Source organism: Chryseobacterium vietnamense (assembly GCF_031454475.1).
In the GTDB taxonomy this organism is placed as follows: Bacteria; Bacteroidota; Bacteroidia; order Flavobacteriales; family Weeksellaceae; genus Chryseobacterium; species Chryseobacterium vietnamense.
Map to the genome: position 1 here is coordinate 142564 of NZ_JAVDQX010000004.1, position 14491 is coordinate 157054.

General features: G+C 32.2%; 9 protein-coding genes. 1 reads left to right on the top strand and 8 read right to left on the bottom strand.

Annotated features, from left to right (window positions below; genetic code table 11):
- Positions 1 to 21: 21 nt before the first annotated feature.
- The gene (locus tag J2786_RS17745; RefSeq protein ID WP_310026145.1) at positions 22 to 3108 is read right to left on the bottom strand and encodes a SusC/RagA family TonB-linked outer membrane protein; all 3087 of its coding nucleotides are present in this window, start codon (positions 3106 to 3108) and stop codon (positions 22 to 24) included.
- Positions 3109 to 3827: 719 nt separating this feature from the next.
- Here J2786_RS17745 and J2786_RS17750 point away from each other — a divergent pair.
- Positions 3828 to 4124 (top strand): hypothetical protein, encoded by a 297-nt coding sequence (locus J2786_RS17750; protein ID WP_310026147.1) that lies wholly within the window; start codon positions 3828 to 3830, stop codon positions 4122 to 4124.
- A 1139-nt stretch (positions 4125 to 5263) separates the two neighbouring features.
- On the opposite strand, the gene J2786_RS17755 is transcribed toward J2786_RS17750, so the two are convergent.
- The 7 genes from J2786_RS17755 to J2786_RS17785 form a co-directional block, all read right to left on the bottom strand.
- The gene (locus J2786_RS17755; protein ID WP_310026150.1) at positions 5264 to 5959 is read right to left on the bottom strand and encodes a hypothetical protein; all 696 of its coding nucleotides are present in this window, start codon (positions 5957 to 5959) and stop codon (positions 5264 to 5266) included.
- Positions 5960 to 6234: 275 nt separating this feature from the next.
- Positions 6235 to 6567 (bottom strand): hypothetical protein, encoded by a 333-nt coding sequence (locus tag J2786_RS17760; protein ID WP_310026152.1) that lies wholly within the window; start codon positions 6565 to 6567, stop codon positions 6235 to 6237.
- A gap of 61 nt (positions 6568 to 6628) precedes the next feature.
- Positions 6629 to 8125 carry an SIR2 family protein gene (locus J2786_RS17765; RefSeq protein ID WP_310026155.1) on the bottom strand — a complete coding sequence of 499 codons (1497 nt, stop codon included), beginning with the start codon at positions 8123 to 8125 and terminating at the stop codon, positions 6629 to 6631.
- A gap of 34 nt (positions 8126 to 8159) precedes the next feature.
- A complete protein-coding gene (locus J2786_RS17770; RefSeq protein WP_310026157.1) occupies positions 8160 to 9215 on the bottom strand; it encodes an HNH endonuclease in 1056 nt (351 codons plus the stop codon).
- Between the two features lie 253 nt (positions 9216 to 9468).
- Positions 9469 to 12681 (bottom strand): tetratricopeptide repeat protein, encoded by a 3213-nt coding sequence (locus J2786_RS17775; protein WP_310026158.1) that lies wholly within the window; start codon positions 12679 to 12681, stop codon positions 9469 to 9471.
- 7 nt (positions 12682 to 12688) lie between these two features.
- On the bottom strand, positions 12689 to 13126 hold the full coding sequence (locus J2786_RS17780; protein ID WP_310026162.1) for a hypothetical protein: 438 nt from the start codon (positions 13124 to 13126) through the stop codon (positions 12689 to 12691).
- An 11-nt stretch (positions 13127 to 13137) separates the two neighbouring features.
- Positions 13138 to 14157, bottom strand: coding sequence for a hypothetical protein (locus tag J2786_RS17785; RefSeq protein WP_310026164.1), 1020 nt, complete (start codon positions 14155 to 14157; stop codon positions 13138 to 13140).
- Positions 14158 to 14491 lie beyond the last annotated feature (334 nt).

Sequence of the window (14491 nt, forward strand, 5' to 3'; positions counted from 1 at the left end):
TATTTTTTTAGCATTTATATTTTACAGTGTAATCAAAACCCCCATTGAATAGGTTTTTAAAGGAGGCAGATAGCCAATATTCCTGAACTCAGGATCAGGCCCGAAATACTTCGTAAAAGTCAGCAGGTTCTGCCCCTGAAAATAGATCTTCACACTTTTAAATCTTCCTTTTACCGGAACCTGATACCCCAGCTCCAGATTTTTAAGGCGGATGAATGAAGCATCAGATACCGCTGCCGTACTGTTCATAAAAAAGACATGAAGCTGATTCTTGATCCCGTTACTCCCTGAAGAATACGGCATATAGGTTCCGCCGGGATTCTCAGCGGACCATACATCCATTACTTCCTGAGGCTGGTTATTCATTGTTCCCGGTATGGGCATGATATTGTTATAATTCCAGTTTCTCTGTTTCACAAACTGAAAAAGAAATGACAGGTTCCAGTTCTTAAAGCGAAGGGTATTATTCCATCCCCCAAAATACCGTACTCCGATATTTTCCACAGCCTGCCTGTCATCGGGAGCTGAGATCTTCCCATCCCCGTTAAAATCTTTGAACCGGTACAGTCCTGTAGCCGGATCAATCCCCTCATATTGATAGACCTTTACCGATGTAATGGGCTGTCCTATGACATAGGTATTGGCATAGGTAGAACCTGCCAGCCCCGGAAAAGAAACCAGCTTGTTTTTAGGAAAACTGATATTGATCCCGGATTCCCACTGAAAATCACCTCCTGAAAATGGCTTAGCAGAAAGTTCCATTTCCCAGCCTGAATTCTCCACTACGGCATCCAGATTGGCCAGTACACTTGGAAACCCTGTTATGGAAGGAAGCTGATATCCCACTAGCTGGCTCGAAGAACGGTTCCTGTACCAAGCCGCAGTCAGGTTAATCCTATTCTTTAAAAACCCCAGCTCCAAAGCGGCTTCCAGTTTGGTGGTCTTCTCCCAGCTGTAATTAGGATTATACAGCCTTGAAGGATTCAGCCCTGCGGTATTGTTATACAGGTATTCAGAGAGGTCATACGTATCCAGATACCCATAATCTCCTATATTATCACTTCCGGTAGTTCCGTAGCTGCTACGAAGTTTCCCAAAGCTCAGCCATTTCATTTTTTTCAGGAAAGATTCCTGCGAGAATATCCATGCTGCTCCCACGGCCCCGAAATTCGCAAACTTGTTGTTCGGACCAAAGCGGCTGCTTCCATCCCGCCTTCCCGTTACATTCAGGATATACCTTCCGGTATACTGATAATTCACCCTTCCAAAGAATGCGGCATAGCGGTACTCTGTTCTGATCTGATCGGTAATGATCCTGGTCCTGGCTGCTCCTACATTCTCTATAAAAGCATTGCTCTCAAATCCAATCCCGACCATAGAGCCCTGCGTTCCTATTTCCCGCTGAAAGGTCGTCCCTACCAGTACATCCAATGCATGTCTCCCCTTCTTCATCTGCCAGTTCAGTTGAGGTTCGAGAATAAACGAAAAACGGTCCTGATTACTCTTGTACGACTGTGAACTCGCACTGGACTGCCCCTGATAGGAAGCAGGATTATACATGGTATTAGGCTTTAAGGACCTTTCATCAAAAGACTGATAATTCAATCCCCCACTGAACTTCAGAAACCAATGTTCGAGCAGTTCATACTGCATATTCATATTGGTTAAAAACTGCTTGTTCTCATAGGAATAAGAACTGTTATAGAGCCCTGCCGGATTGTTAAAGGTATTGTTCTCCCAGTTGAGGCTTCCGTCCTGCAGATACAAAGCCGGAGCATTAGGCACCATCAGGAAAGCCTGTCTGGTGATATCCTCACTCAGTACATTATTCTTCTGAAGCGAGAACCTGCTGGAAACACTGAGCTGAAAACGCTTATCTTCAGAACTGTGGCTGATATTGGCAGAAAGATTATCCGCCTTATACTTAAAGTCTTTTGAAAACACGGTAGACTGCTCATTATGTCCATAGCCCACCAAAAAGGAAGTTCTCTCATTCCCTCCGTTTAATGAAACATTCGCGGTAAAAGCATCTGCGGTATTTCCAATCAGCAACTTCCTCCAATCCGTATATCTCCCCTGATCCCACACTCCATTGATATCATACGCATTAGCCGGATAGGCAGAAATCCCGTCATTCTGATAAGCCTGCTTTCGCATCCTTAGATAATCCCCAGTCTTTATCATGGTAAGGTTATTGATCACAGAACTTACGGCGTACGAAGTCCCCGCATTTAATCCCAGATTCCCTGCTCCTCCTCCTGCACCAGCTTTCCCGCTCTTCCCTTTCTTCGTAGTGATCAGCACTACACCATTAGCTCCCCTTGATCCATAGATCGAGGTGGCATCTGCATCTTTCAGAATCTCAATACTTTCAATATCCGCAGGATTAATGCTATTCAAGGGATTAATACTGCTGGCTGGCAGTACCGCTCCTGAAAACTGGGAAGCCATTTCTCCTCCTACCGGAACCCCATCCACTACATACAGCGGATTGTTCCCCAAAGCCCGAAGACTGTTCTTTCCTCTTATCTGTATATCATACCCTCCTCCCGGCATTCCCGAGTTCTGCACAATATTCACTCCCGCTACCCTTCCCTGAGCCGCTGAGAGTACATTGGTGACGGGCTGATTTCCGATATCTTTAGCTGATACCTTTGCAATACTCCCCGTCCTCTCTTTATCACGAACTTTATAATATCCTGCATTAAGCACAATCTCCCCAATCCCCGTTACAGCAGGTCCAATGGTATCAGAAGCCTTATTAAGTTCATCCGATCTCTCCCCAAGAACAACATTCAGCACCCCTGGTTCCCCATCACCCCTCTCTCCAACATATCCAACCTCCGTTCTCTTCAACGCATATCCCTCATACCTGAATACCAGCACCGGACTCTTTCCCGACACCTTAATCTGATACCTCCCGGAATTTCCTGTTAAAACGATCTGATCTTTTCCTTCCTGAAATACTGAAACCCCGCGTAAAGCACCGGATTTCCCTGTGACGGTACCTGAAATCTCACGTACCTGTCCTATTGCTGAGCAAGACACCAGCAATGCTAACCCAAAAGCCATCTGAACATGACCCAGGCTGCAAAAGTTTTTTTTCATACTTTTGAATAAGTTTAATTTAATTAAGCACCCAGCTCTTTCCTACCAAGCGGTCAACTTATAGGGAAAGGGCTTTTTCTTTTATCTTTCTGTGGCTATTGTACCTTACATTTCTGTTATTTCTTAGCCTGTCATTTTTCTATTACCTATTACATTCTATCCCCTTACTCATTCCCTCCAACACTTACCCATCTTCATGAAGATGGAACCGGGACAAAGTCCAGCCGAGGACACAGCAAAGTCTCCTGTCCCAGTCCATCAAAAAAATCAATTAATATGAATATGAATAAAATTTGTGTTCCCGTAAAAGCCCTAAAGCCGCAATAGGTTGTACATTCCCATTGTAAAGTATCAGTATACCTCTATTTTGTAAAGCGAGCTTAGAATAAAAAAGATAATTGTAGAAAAGCAGAACTGCATTGAAAAAAAACGGCATGGGACTCTACATTATCCGATCTGAGGTACTGGTATACCCTACGTACAGATAAGAGAGCCCACGCCTAGGTCGTGAGCTTCCTGCTTATCATCTTGTACGTTAAAAATTACCAGTTTTCAGATCAAGATTCTAAGCAATAGCTTCTAATATTTCGTTGAAGTATTGCAAAGTTACATTTATTGTAACCTATTTTACAAATATAAAGAAAAAAAGAATATCATTCGTTATAGCGAACAGTAAATTTCAATTAAATCTCTTGTTTTGAGTAATGAATATTGTGGATATGCAAAACAAAGATGTTTTAAACAGAAAAAATGCTTTAGTAAATAAACATTTATGTAATTTTATTGAAAGTAAATTTCTTCGTGAATACTATGATCAAGAGGGAAATATTGTTTCACAAAATAAGTATGCTAAACTATGCGGAATTACATCTTCTACAATTTCAAAGTTGAAACTATCTGCAGGTTATGATGTTCCAATGTCGACAATTTATAATATACTTCGACATGAAAGATATTCATTAGAAAAATTCTTTAAAGAATTTGAAAATGCGAAAGGCATCAATATACCAGATTAAATGCAATCATCATTAGGTATCATTAATTAATCTCACTCAGTATAAAGCTACCCGCACGAATGTGATGAATCGAACAATATTGCGGATGTAAAAAAATTAGTTGATTTTGCCAGAACAGGACTGTCATCTTTTTCACAGAACCTTACAATTCATCACATACTAGTAAAATCCTTTTATGATTATTGGAGCTTTCCTCCTAAAATTGAATAAGAACTAAGACTTTTTTAGGTTATAAAACTATTATCAAATCAATAAATTACTAAGGTTTCGTAAAAATTAGTCTTCAATTTGGTTATCAATCAAATACATTTATATATATTTAAGATTAGTAAATAATTCTAAAACTCTACTCTATGTATCTATTGATTATTTCGATTGTCTTTTTACTATTAGGTTTTACTTTGCGTTATTGGATAAATCGAAGAAAATTTAATCGACGTGGTGTTGGTGGAATTGAAGAGTTTTCTAGTTATGAAAAAGCTACAATGTTGAGATATTTTGAACGATTTGGAAAATGGATTGCTTATATTTTAATAGCCATAGGTCTACTTTATTTATGGAGGTTTTATAGATATACATCATAAAATAAAGATCCGAAGTTTAGAAGGTAAAGTTAATTCAATTACATTTCCATCTAATTACTTTATAATATAATGAGATTTTTTTGTATTGCTAGTTTCAGGATCTTGCTTTGTAATAATTCCACTGGTCTTGAGTTGTTTTTAAAATCTATATTACTTCATTTATAAAAGTACTTTTGATATTTATCTCTATTTATACACTAAATACTTCTGCCGCGATTTTCAAGGAGTGACAAGAATATCTTCTAACGTATGAAGAACCGACTGTTCGGCGAGTTCGAGTATCATCAATAGGAAAAAGACATTCATTAATTACAAAAAACAAAAGATTAATTTACATACAGGTGAATGACTTGTTGTTCTATTAGTAGATTACAATAATTTATCATTTTTTGAGATTTTAGTAGAAATTATAATCGTTCGAGCTTGGCGAAAGTGGGGATTTTCATCATAGATGTTGATGTGCGGAACCAAACTTTGATTAACCATAAAAACTGTATGCGGACAATGAACCACCACTTTTGTCAAATGCCTGTAGCGGTAGGTTTTCTTGCAAAGCTAAAAAGGTTCTGTTCCATTAATATAGTGATGTCTGTCAGGAAATACTCTCAAAGCAAAGTCTGTTATTTCATTGAAAAATGTCTCAACAATTTTGATACTTTCGAGGCAGGCTTGGTGCGAAATAATTATTCTCTCGTTGTCATCAATTTCAAATGATTTGTTTCTACAAATAAAATTCTCGATTGTCTTTCTTTTTCCAAAGTCTGAAACAAGTCCGCTGTTATGAACTAATGAATTTCTAATCTCATAAAGTCCAACAATGTCTTGCCAAAGTATTCCTTGAAAGTTGAAGTCAGACTGCAATAGTTTGGAAGTAAATGTCTTGAATTTTTCAAGCAAGTCACCTTTAAAATTATTGTAACCAATTGATAATTTTTTATGTTTCCTAAAGTCTTCACAGTATGTATCGATTTCGGCTTCCAATAAAATAACTATCGATATAATAATTGATTTTCTTAAAATTTCTCCTTGTGTGTGCTCGAAATGATAACTTAAATTCTCTAGTGTCTCGCTGTCCAAGCCGTGTATTCTGTCAGATTGAAGGTTTATGTAAGTGATTTTAATAAAATTGTGAACTTCTTTAAGATATATTTTCAGTTCGTCAAGTTGCATATCAATTCCAACAGCATTGCCGAAAAAATTATTATTTGCCTTTTCTCCTTCAGTCCATTCATCCATTTTTAGTGTATTCATTTAATTTGAGATATGTTTTTTATTCTGTGTTGACTTTTAAATAAATGCATTTCGCCAATTCAAACTATATGATAGTCGCAAGCCATTCTATTAATATAAATTTTTACTTTGATAAATGTTAAGACAAAAATACATACCTATTACGCAATCTATTTGCGTAAATATTATTTTTAATTCCCATTTTTTTACTGTCAAGAATCTTAGCGTAGCGGTAAAAGGTTACAATAAGAACACATTTTGATATTTTTTTTCTCCATTGAATCGTTTTTTGAGATTTAATTTTTTTGGTGATCTTTTAGTGCAAATAATTCATTTAAATCCCCTTTAAAATCAGATTCTCTAAGTAATTCAAAACCAATAATATTTTTCATTAAAACTCTAAGCACGGTCCCGTTATTTCTATCAGCAATCACTAAAATTCCAGTTTTAATGGTATTAAAATTAATTTCAGAATTCAAAGGGTATAAATCAAAAATGAATCCTCCATCCATCCACAATTTGATCTTTAAATCTTTTTTGACAGAATAAATATCTTCGTCAGAACCTTCAAAGACCGGGTGTGGTTCCAAAAAAATTTTTAAATCCTTAAGCAGCTCATTTTTCTTCATATTATAAATTTAATGTTTGATCGTTTTTTGAGATTATTTACACACTAAACATCTTCCGCAATCAAGAATATTTTTTATAGTCATAAGCACTTAAAAGTTTTCTAAAATCTGGTCTAGTTGAATCATTTATATTTTCTCTAAGAAACACTTCCACATCACTACTAATAACAGTATCATTTAATAAATTCCAAACTATACAATTTATTTTATGCGTAGATGCAACAGACTCATCTTCAAAAATATTATTTATTGAGTTATGTGTTTTTTTTGCAGAATCAGTAATTTTTGTCAAGTGGGACTGTAAATTCTTTTCTTGCTGAGTCTTCAATTCTTTTATAGACTCCAAATTTGGATTTATTTTTTCAAAACCAAAAACTGGAAAATATTGGCTAGATTGAATATTGTAATGATCTATACACTCTAATATTTGTGAATTTGCTTCATCAATTATTTCAAAGTATTTTGATAGTAATTCCTTTGCAGTATGAAAGTGATATTTAATTGTTTTATCTGATCCAATTGCAAGAACCTTATCACTACTTTTTAAGTCATCCAAATCTTCTGTAATACTTACTTTAATATCTCCTCCTGCATAAATCTCTTTAACAATATTTTGAACTTTTCTAATATCTAAAGCACTTACAGGTAAATTTAAACTAGAAATAGTCTCATAAATACGGCTATAATTATCTGTTCTTACTTTATTAATTTGGATAGTTAAATTATTTTCTAAAACAATATCATGCTCTACAACATCAACTTGTTCGATATTTTCTCCATACTCAATCAATAGGAAATTTCTTTTTATCTGAGTAGCTGCTTCTGAATTTGGCTGTACATATGAAAATATAGTTCTAAGAATTTTTTTTATGTTTTCATCACCTACTCCATAACCTAAAAATATTATTGGATTATGTATAAATAATGAAAGTAATTGTGCTCGGATTAATTCATATCTTTTCTCAAAAAACTCATAGTCAGACTCCGTAATTATAATTTTTTCTGGACTTTCAAAACATCCGTGAATTTTATATACCGAACCATAAGGATTGCTAAGTAGTATGTTATTGCCAATAAGTTTATCAAACTCGAAGACATACTCAATTAAACCATCATAATTTGTAGTTATTATGGAGCCAATATTTTTTCTAATTTTTTTGAAAATTCGTAGTTCTGCTTCTTTATCACCCTTTAATTCTAGATTTGACAATAATTTCGAAATGTAAATTTTGAATCGACTTAAGCTGATTCCTTCATCCATTTTCTGGTAAAAAATATCATTTATTTCCTTGAACTTACCATTGCGATCTACCATTAAGCTTTCATTAAATTCTTTCTCAATAACAGTCGCAATTTTTGTATAATCAAATGACCCATCATTCTCAAATTGAGACTTAATATCTAAATAGTATTCTTTATTGCCTTTAAAATCTATGCATATTTGTTGTAATAGTCCATCCCAGGTAAATGAATTTTTCAGATATCTAAGGCTTATACCAGTTCCAATAAATAGCACTGGATGATTTCTATAGTGGTTTATAAATTCTTCTATAATCATGGTTATTTTTTTATCGTTTTTTGAGGTTAATTAGTTATTTTTCAAAGTCATCTAATAACCCAGAATCTTTTGTTATAAATATACTTACTATTTCATCAGAATTAAACCCATCGGAATTATCTCCTTCGTCTAATAAATTTGCATCAAAAGTTAAGTTAAGTTTTTTAGGCTCTCCTTTTGTTTTTTCATACGATGATAAATCGATTTTTTCTAATTTTTTAGCAGTACCTATCGGCTGTGTTGCAGATCTAATTAATGGAGGACAGAGTGGAGTAGACAGTTCTTCTCCAACTAATAAAATATTATCATCTTCATAGTAAGGTAAATAATACTGAATGTATGAATTTTGAAAATATAATTTAATCCAATGAGTAGGTAATTTACTTTCAAAATCTCTTTTTTTAAAAATAAAAATTTTTGGTACTAGAACATTAAAATCTAATACTCCAATATGAATTTGTTTTGCATGATGTGCAAAATTAGTGGCATACTCATCCTGCATAATAAATTTAAGACAATGACTATACTTTGAAACTTCTTCATCCGGAATTATTGTCAATGCAATTTTTAATAAACACTTGAAAATACTAATCGGTGTATATGGATTATTTATAACGGTAAATTCAATATTTCCTTTCTCTTTCTTTTGGATTGCTCCATCTTTAATTGCTTTTATTTCAATACCATTATAACCATTAAAAGTATTTCGCTTAGCTTTTATAGCCCTATCACCAGATAAAAAATTGGGTGGAGTTTGAAGTCCTAAAGCATTGATAGTTCTATTCAATCCTAAAAAATTAGCCATATCACTTTCAAAAGTCGAGAAGAAATTGTTACAAGTGTCACATTCATGATCAGATATGCCTAAATTTCTTCCAAATAATTCTGAAATTATATGTGTCCTAGTTTTGAAACTTGTTTCAGTTGAGTTCTTACCACAGAACCGACAAATTCTATCAGACATAGGTTTTCTTTTTAGGTTTTTATTATTAGTAGGTGGTCTATAATAAATTTTAAGTTCATATTCTTTATCAAATGCAGCTAAGTGCTCAATGTTTTCTGAATAAGTATAAAACTCTATCTTTTTCATGTGATTTTTTTTGTGTAGGTTTCTTTATTTCTTTCTCTGTCAAATAAAGAAGTAAGTTATATTTTCATCGATTTTTAGGACGAAATAAGTTTAAGAATTCGTTAAGGATGCTCAATTCTATATTATACGTTTTCAAAGTTAATTGACGAATCATATAAAAAATATTATATAGCCAAAGCATAAAAGATTAACAAAAACTTTTAATTTTAGTAATAATTTGATTTTACTCTGTTTCTCATTAATAAATAAAAAACTATTCTATATCTTTTATTTTATCAAAATTAATTTCAAATTCAGTCTTTTTAGTTCTATCATCCAACTCTACATTAGTATAATCAAATTGTCTTGCAATCGTATTAAGAATAAACCTTCTTTGTTCATCATCCTGCACTACTTTAGAATGATAAAAATGACTTTTTATCCCTAAAATAGTCTGAGTAATAAAATACAATGAAACCTTATTATCAGGAAAAGTATTTAAATTACCATTTATTTCATAAGCAGTGTTTATTAAAATCATTTCGTGAATCTCGTATCCACTTTTGCTCATATGGAGTGATTGACTATCTTCTGTAAATAACTCTTCTTTTTTTGGAAGATATTTACCAAGTGCTTTTTTCATTTCATCTGAATATAGATGGATATGAACAACGGAAAATTTCTCAATAAATTCAGAATCATCTATTATTAAATTTGGAGATTCGTTTAGAATTAATATTAAAGCAACTGCTAGTTTTTGAGGAACTATTTCATCAGAAAAGGTATGTATTTCCAAATTAATTTTTTCTGCTATCGACACAATGAAAATTATTTCATCGCTTACCTCTCTAACTGAAAATACTGATAGCTTACTTGATAGATGTTCAAAAATTATCTCTAAATCATCTTGGTTTAATAGATTTCTTGATTGTTCAATCCCAATTCCTAATATACTGTAGGAGAATTGTGATTTACCAATATTATCAATTATTAAAGCGATTATTTTTTTAAATATTCTTTTACCCTCTTGTAGTTCAAGTCCTTCACAATAATTTATAAAAGACAGGAAGGAGCTGATTGCATTTTCTTTACCTCCTTCAGTTGTAAAATATCTTTCATATAAATTTTCAAAGTTAGATTCAACGGATTCAGCACTTGAATTATCTAATAGCAAACTAAACGTATCATCTACATTGATTCTAGTAGCTGTATTTTGAATAAGTTGATTTATCAGTTTATTTGCATCTATTTGATGTCCTTCGTCATTATAAATGCTAATTGCTTTTGAAATGTTATGCTGATACGATTCTGAAAATTGGTCAATTTTTGAATAATAGGAAGCACTTTCAATTAGTGATTCAGCACCTTTCAAAGGCTCACCCATCACTAAAAAAGTATCTGCTTTCTCCCTAAGAGCGTTCGCTACACCATAATAAAAATTCAAATCTTTACTTATAGCGATTGATTTATTTGCATATTCGATACTATCCTCATAATTACCAGTATCTCGTTCTATAGCTGATAAAATCCAATAAATTCTACCTTCATCTTTTCGTAAGTTATATTCTCTACACTTGATTAAAGCTTCTTCGTAGATTTTTTTAGCCTCTTCAATACCTCCTTCATCTCTTATAATATTGCCGTAATTGATTAAATTTAAAATTACCTTATCTTTCATCTCATACTTCTGACAAAGCTGTATGGCTTTATTGCCAAACTCTTTAGCTTTTTCATAATTACCTTTCTGTCTATAAATACTTGTTAGCGCATTTAGTACTATTACTTCAATTGAAAATTCAGATGATTCTTCGATTAATCCTAAAAGTTGGAGTCCGTATTTTTCAGCTTCATCTATGTATTCATTAATTTGCCCTAAACAAGTAACTAAATTTACTAGACTACTTAACATTCCTGTTTTATCACCCAATTCTTCAAATATCTCAAAAGCTTCTTTACAAGTTTTTGCTCCCTTTTCAAACTCTGATAAATCAACATATATTTTTGATAGATTGACAAGTAATGGTGCTTTGAATTCCGTTGCATCTTCTGAAATTTCACCAAGAACCTTATCTGCTATCTGCTTTGCTTCTTCAACTTTTCCATATTCAATAAGATTCATAGCCTTAAACATAAGAGCTCCTGAGTAGAATTTCTTATGTCTTGCTTTTTTTAAATGCTCTAATGATTTATCAATACAAATCGTAGATTGCTCCCGATTTCCTAACAGATTATGTACATGACATAAATGATAATTTAGATAGCCTTTATCAATATCATTACTTACAAATTTCAATTTGGTTTGTAGTACTTTTAAAGCAAAACTTAACTCGCCCCAACTAATTAAGCTTGGAAAAACATCATATAAATATTTTTCAATTTTTTCTGGAACAATATCAATAAGAAGATAAGTAGCTTGAACTATTTCTTCTTTGGATAAGTAATAATTTCCAAGTTTTTCTTTGTAGTGATTAATAATTCCTTTGCAATCAAGCGTATCAAAAACAAATTCGTCAAATGATGGATGAAATAACTCTAGATATCCATTTCGGTTATTTATCAGTGATGATATACTATCTATATCATTTGATAACTCAATGATTGAAGCTGAATTTAAAATCTCACTAAGATCTGAAATATTAATATTAAAATATGGAACAGAAATAAGTGCTAAAATTTCTTGCTGAACGGGAGTTAAGCCATTCCAAATAGAGTTTTGATATTCAACTAAACTTTCCGGTAATGGAGATATTTTAAACTGAGAGAAATAGAAAAGATACAAAGGGTTACCCTTGGATGCTATCAAAATATCATTGATCTCTAATTTTGATAGAGATATTCCATATGATGATAGAAACTCTATAACCTCTTTATCGGTAAAAGGAGGACACTGATAAGAACTTATACCGGTTGATTCAAACAAACTTTTGTTCCTTGAAACAAAGAGAAAGTTAGTATCAAATTTTGAGATTATGATTAACTTAGAAACAGTTTCTTTATCCTGCTCACAGTCATCAATAATGAAAAATTGTTTAGATTTTTGCAAACAAACCTGTAACCACTCAAATGCTTCTTCAACATTTTTGAGTTCAATCAGTTCATCATTATTTGACAACCTTATTTTGTTGACTAAATACGAAATGATAGATACAGAAGACTTCCCTTTTACTGAGATATAAACTGGAGAATCAACTTTCTTTGCTATTTGATAAATAGAAGTTGTTTTACCAATTCCAGGATCCCCGTATAGTAAAACCTGTCTTTTCTCTTTTAATAAAGCTTCTATTTTTTCTATTTCAGAATCTCTGGAAATCAGTTTTTTATTTTCAAATTCTTTCGAAAGAATATCGAAATAAGCAAAGGAATTAAGCTCCTTTAATTTATCTTGTTTTTCTTTCTTTAATAAAGCAACAACCTCGGGAGAGTTGTGAAGTTCCATATTTCCCGCAATGTTGTATATTTTTTCTGCGTTCTGTTCTTCTATATTCATCTATGATTTAATCCTTTTTGGGTTTATAATCTCCCTGGATATTGAAAATGCTTTTTCCGGCATTTTGAACTCCTATATTAAATCCTTTTTCATTTTTAAATTCCATCTTCGAAACATTGGTGATCTGTTCCTGATTTTCTTCAATCCATTTTTTCACTTCGCTGTAAAGTTCTCCATTATAAGGGCTTTCTGAAATTTCCTCGTAACTATCTTCCACATCTCTAAATGGTTTGGATGTATTTTTAGATTCAGTATTGCATATTATTTCTATGTATTTATCTGCATCTTCTTCTTTTTGAAAAAATTTACTAATCCTATTTTTTAATGTCGAAAAATCGAGCACTTTTTTTAAACCATCATATGTTGCACTTGCAATCACTTTAGAGGCTATTCCTGCTTTCTCTGCTAATAAAAAAGCACAAAGGGATGAAAATATAGTTGCCATTTCTGTTTCAATTATTTTTTTAAGTAGTTTTCTAATTCTCTTTGGTCATTTTTAACTTGATTAACAATGAGTTCTTCTGTATAGAAGTCATCCGAAGGATAATAACTATCAAATGATTCATATGTTCCAAGTAAATATTCTTGTATTCTGTTTGGATATCCTTCTTTTGTAAAATCAGGAGACAAATTGTCCATTTGCTTTAATCTTTCAAAAATTGTCAAATTACAAATGGCTTGTTTTATAATCTCAAAATCATAAGTTTCACTTAGTTTTTTTTGTATATCACCTAACCATAAATTGTTTAATTTGTTATAGGTAAGTGGTAATAATGATTTCATTTCTGAAACCCTTCTTTCTGTTATTTTTTCTATAGATTCTTTTGGTGGTTTGGGAAGTTTACTAGGGTCAAATGATGATTTTCCTTTTACAGCTTTATAAGTCATTGCAGTTGAGTTATTGGAAATATCATCTTGTTTACAAAAATGAAAATCTTTTTTGATAAAATATTTTTTACTTTGTTTGATAATCTTATTCGCATTCCCAATAACATAGCCAATAGCTATACCGTCAGCTTTAGAATAGTTAGCTTTAAAATTTAAATAATTCTGACCTAATGTATCAATTTTCTTAAAGTGGGTCTGAACCATAAAAATGGGAGTTACTCTATTTCTTAGATTTTTTGGAATCATTCTGTTGTGGAATCTATCAATTTCTGGAGAAATTGCTATTGTATATCCACCTTCATTATTCTCAATGAATTCCATACTAACGGCATCCCCTTCATCATTTGATTTTGAAATCCACCCTAACAAATTATCCATAAACTTCTCGGCTGGTTCTTCATTTTGAAACATAAATGCCATTTGTACAGGAATCATTTCTTCTTCATTTTCTCCTTGTCTAAAAATGTAGACAACACCTCTACAATCAGCCTTTTTAAATAAATCTGAAAACTCCATATCGCCTAATAATATAAAAAATGGTTTTACGCCATAATCGAAACCAATTTTTGTAAAGTTATTCTTGCTCATGATTTTTAATTTTTAGTTTTAAAATACCCTTCTTAGGATACTTAGTTGAGATTGAATAATGATCGATAGAGGAATAAAATGTAATTATTATCTTCATAATGGTTGTTTAAAAGTTATTATTCTTGTGAATTATGATTATTTGTTTTTTAGTTTAAATTTTTTTTATCATAAAAACTTTCAGAAATGCAAATCATAAATGTAATAATAAGAAATATTTCATGTTTACGGCAATCCGTATTTATACTGAATTAATTATAATGTTATTTTTTAATTCTCATATTCTTAATTTCTTCATCAGCATAACTATAAAATGTTGCTCTAGTCAAGCCAAGTG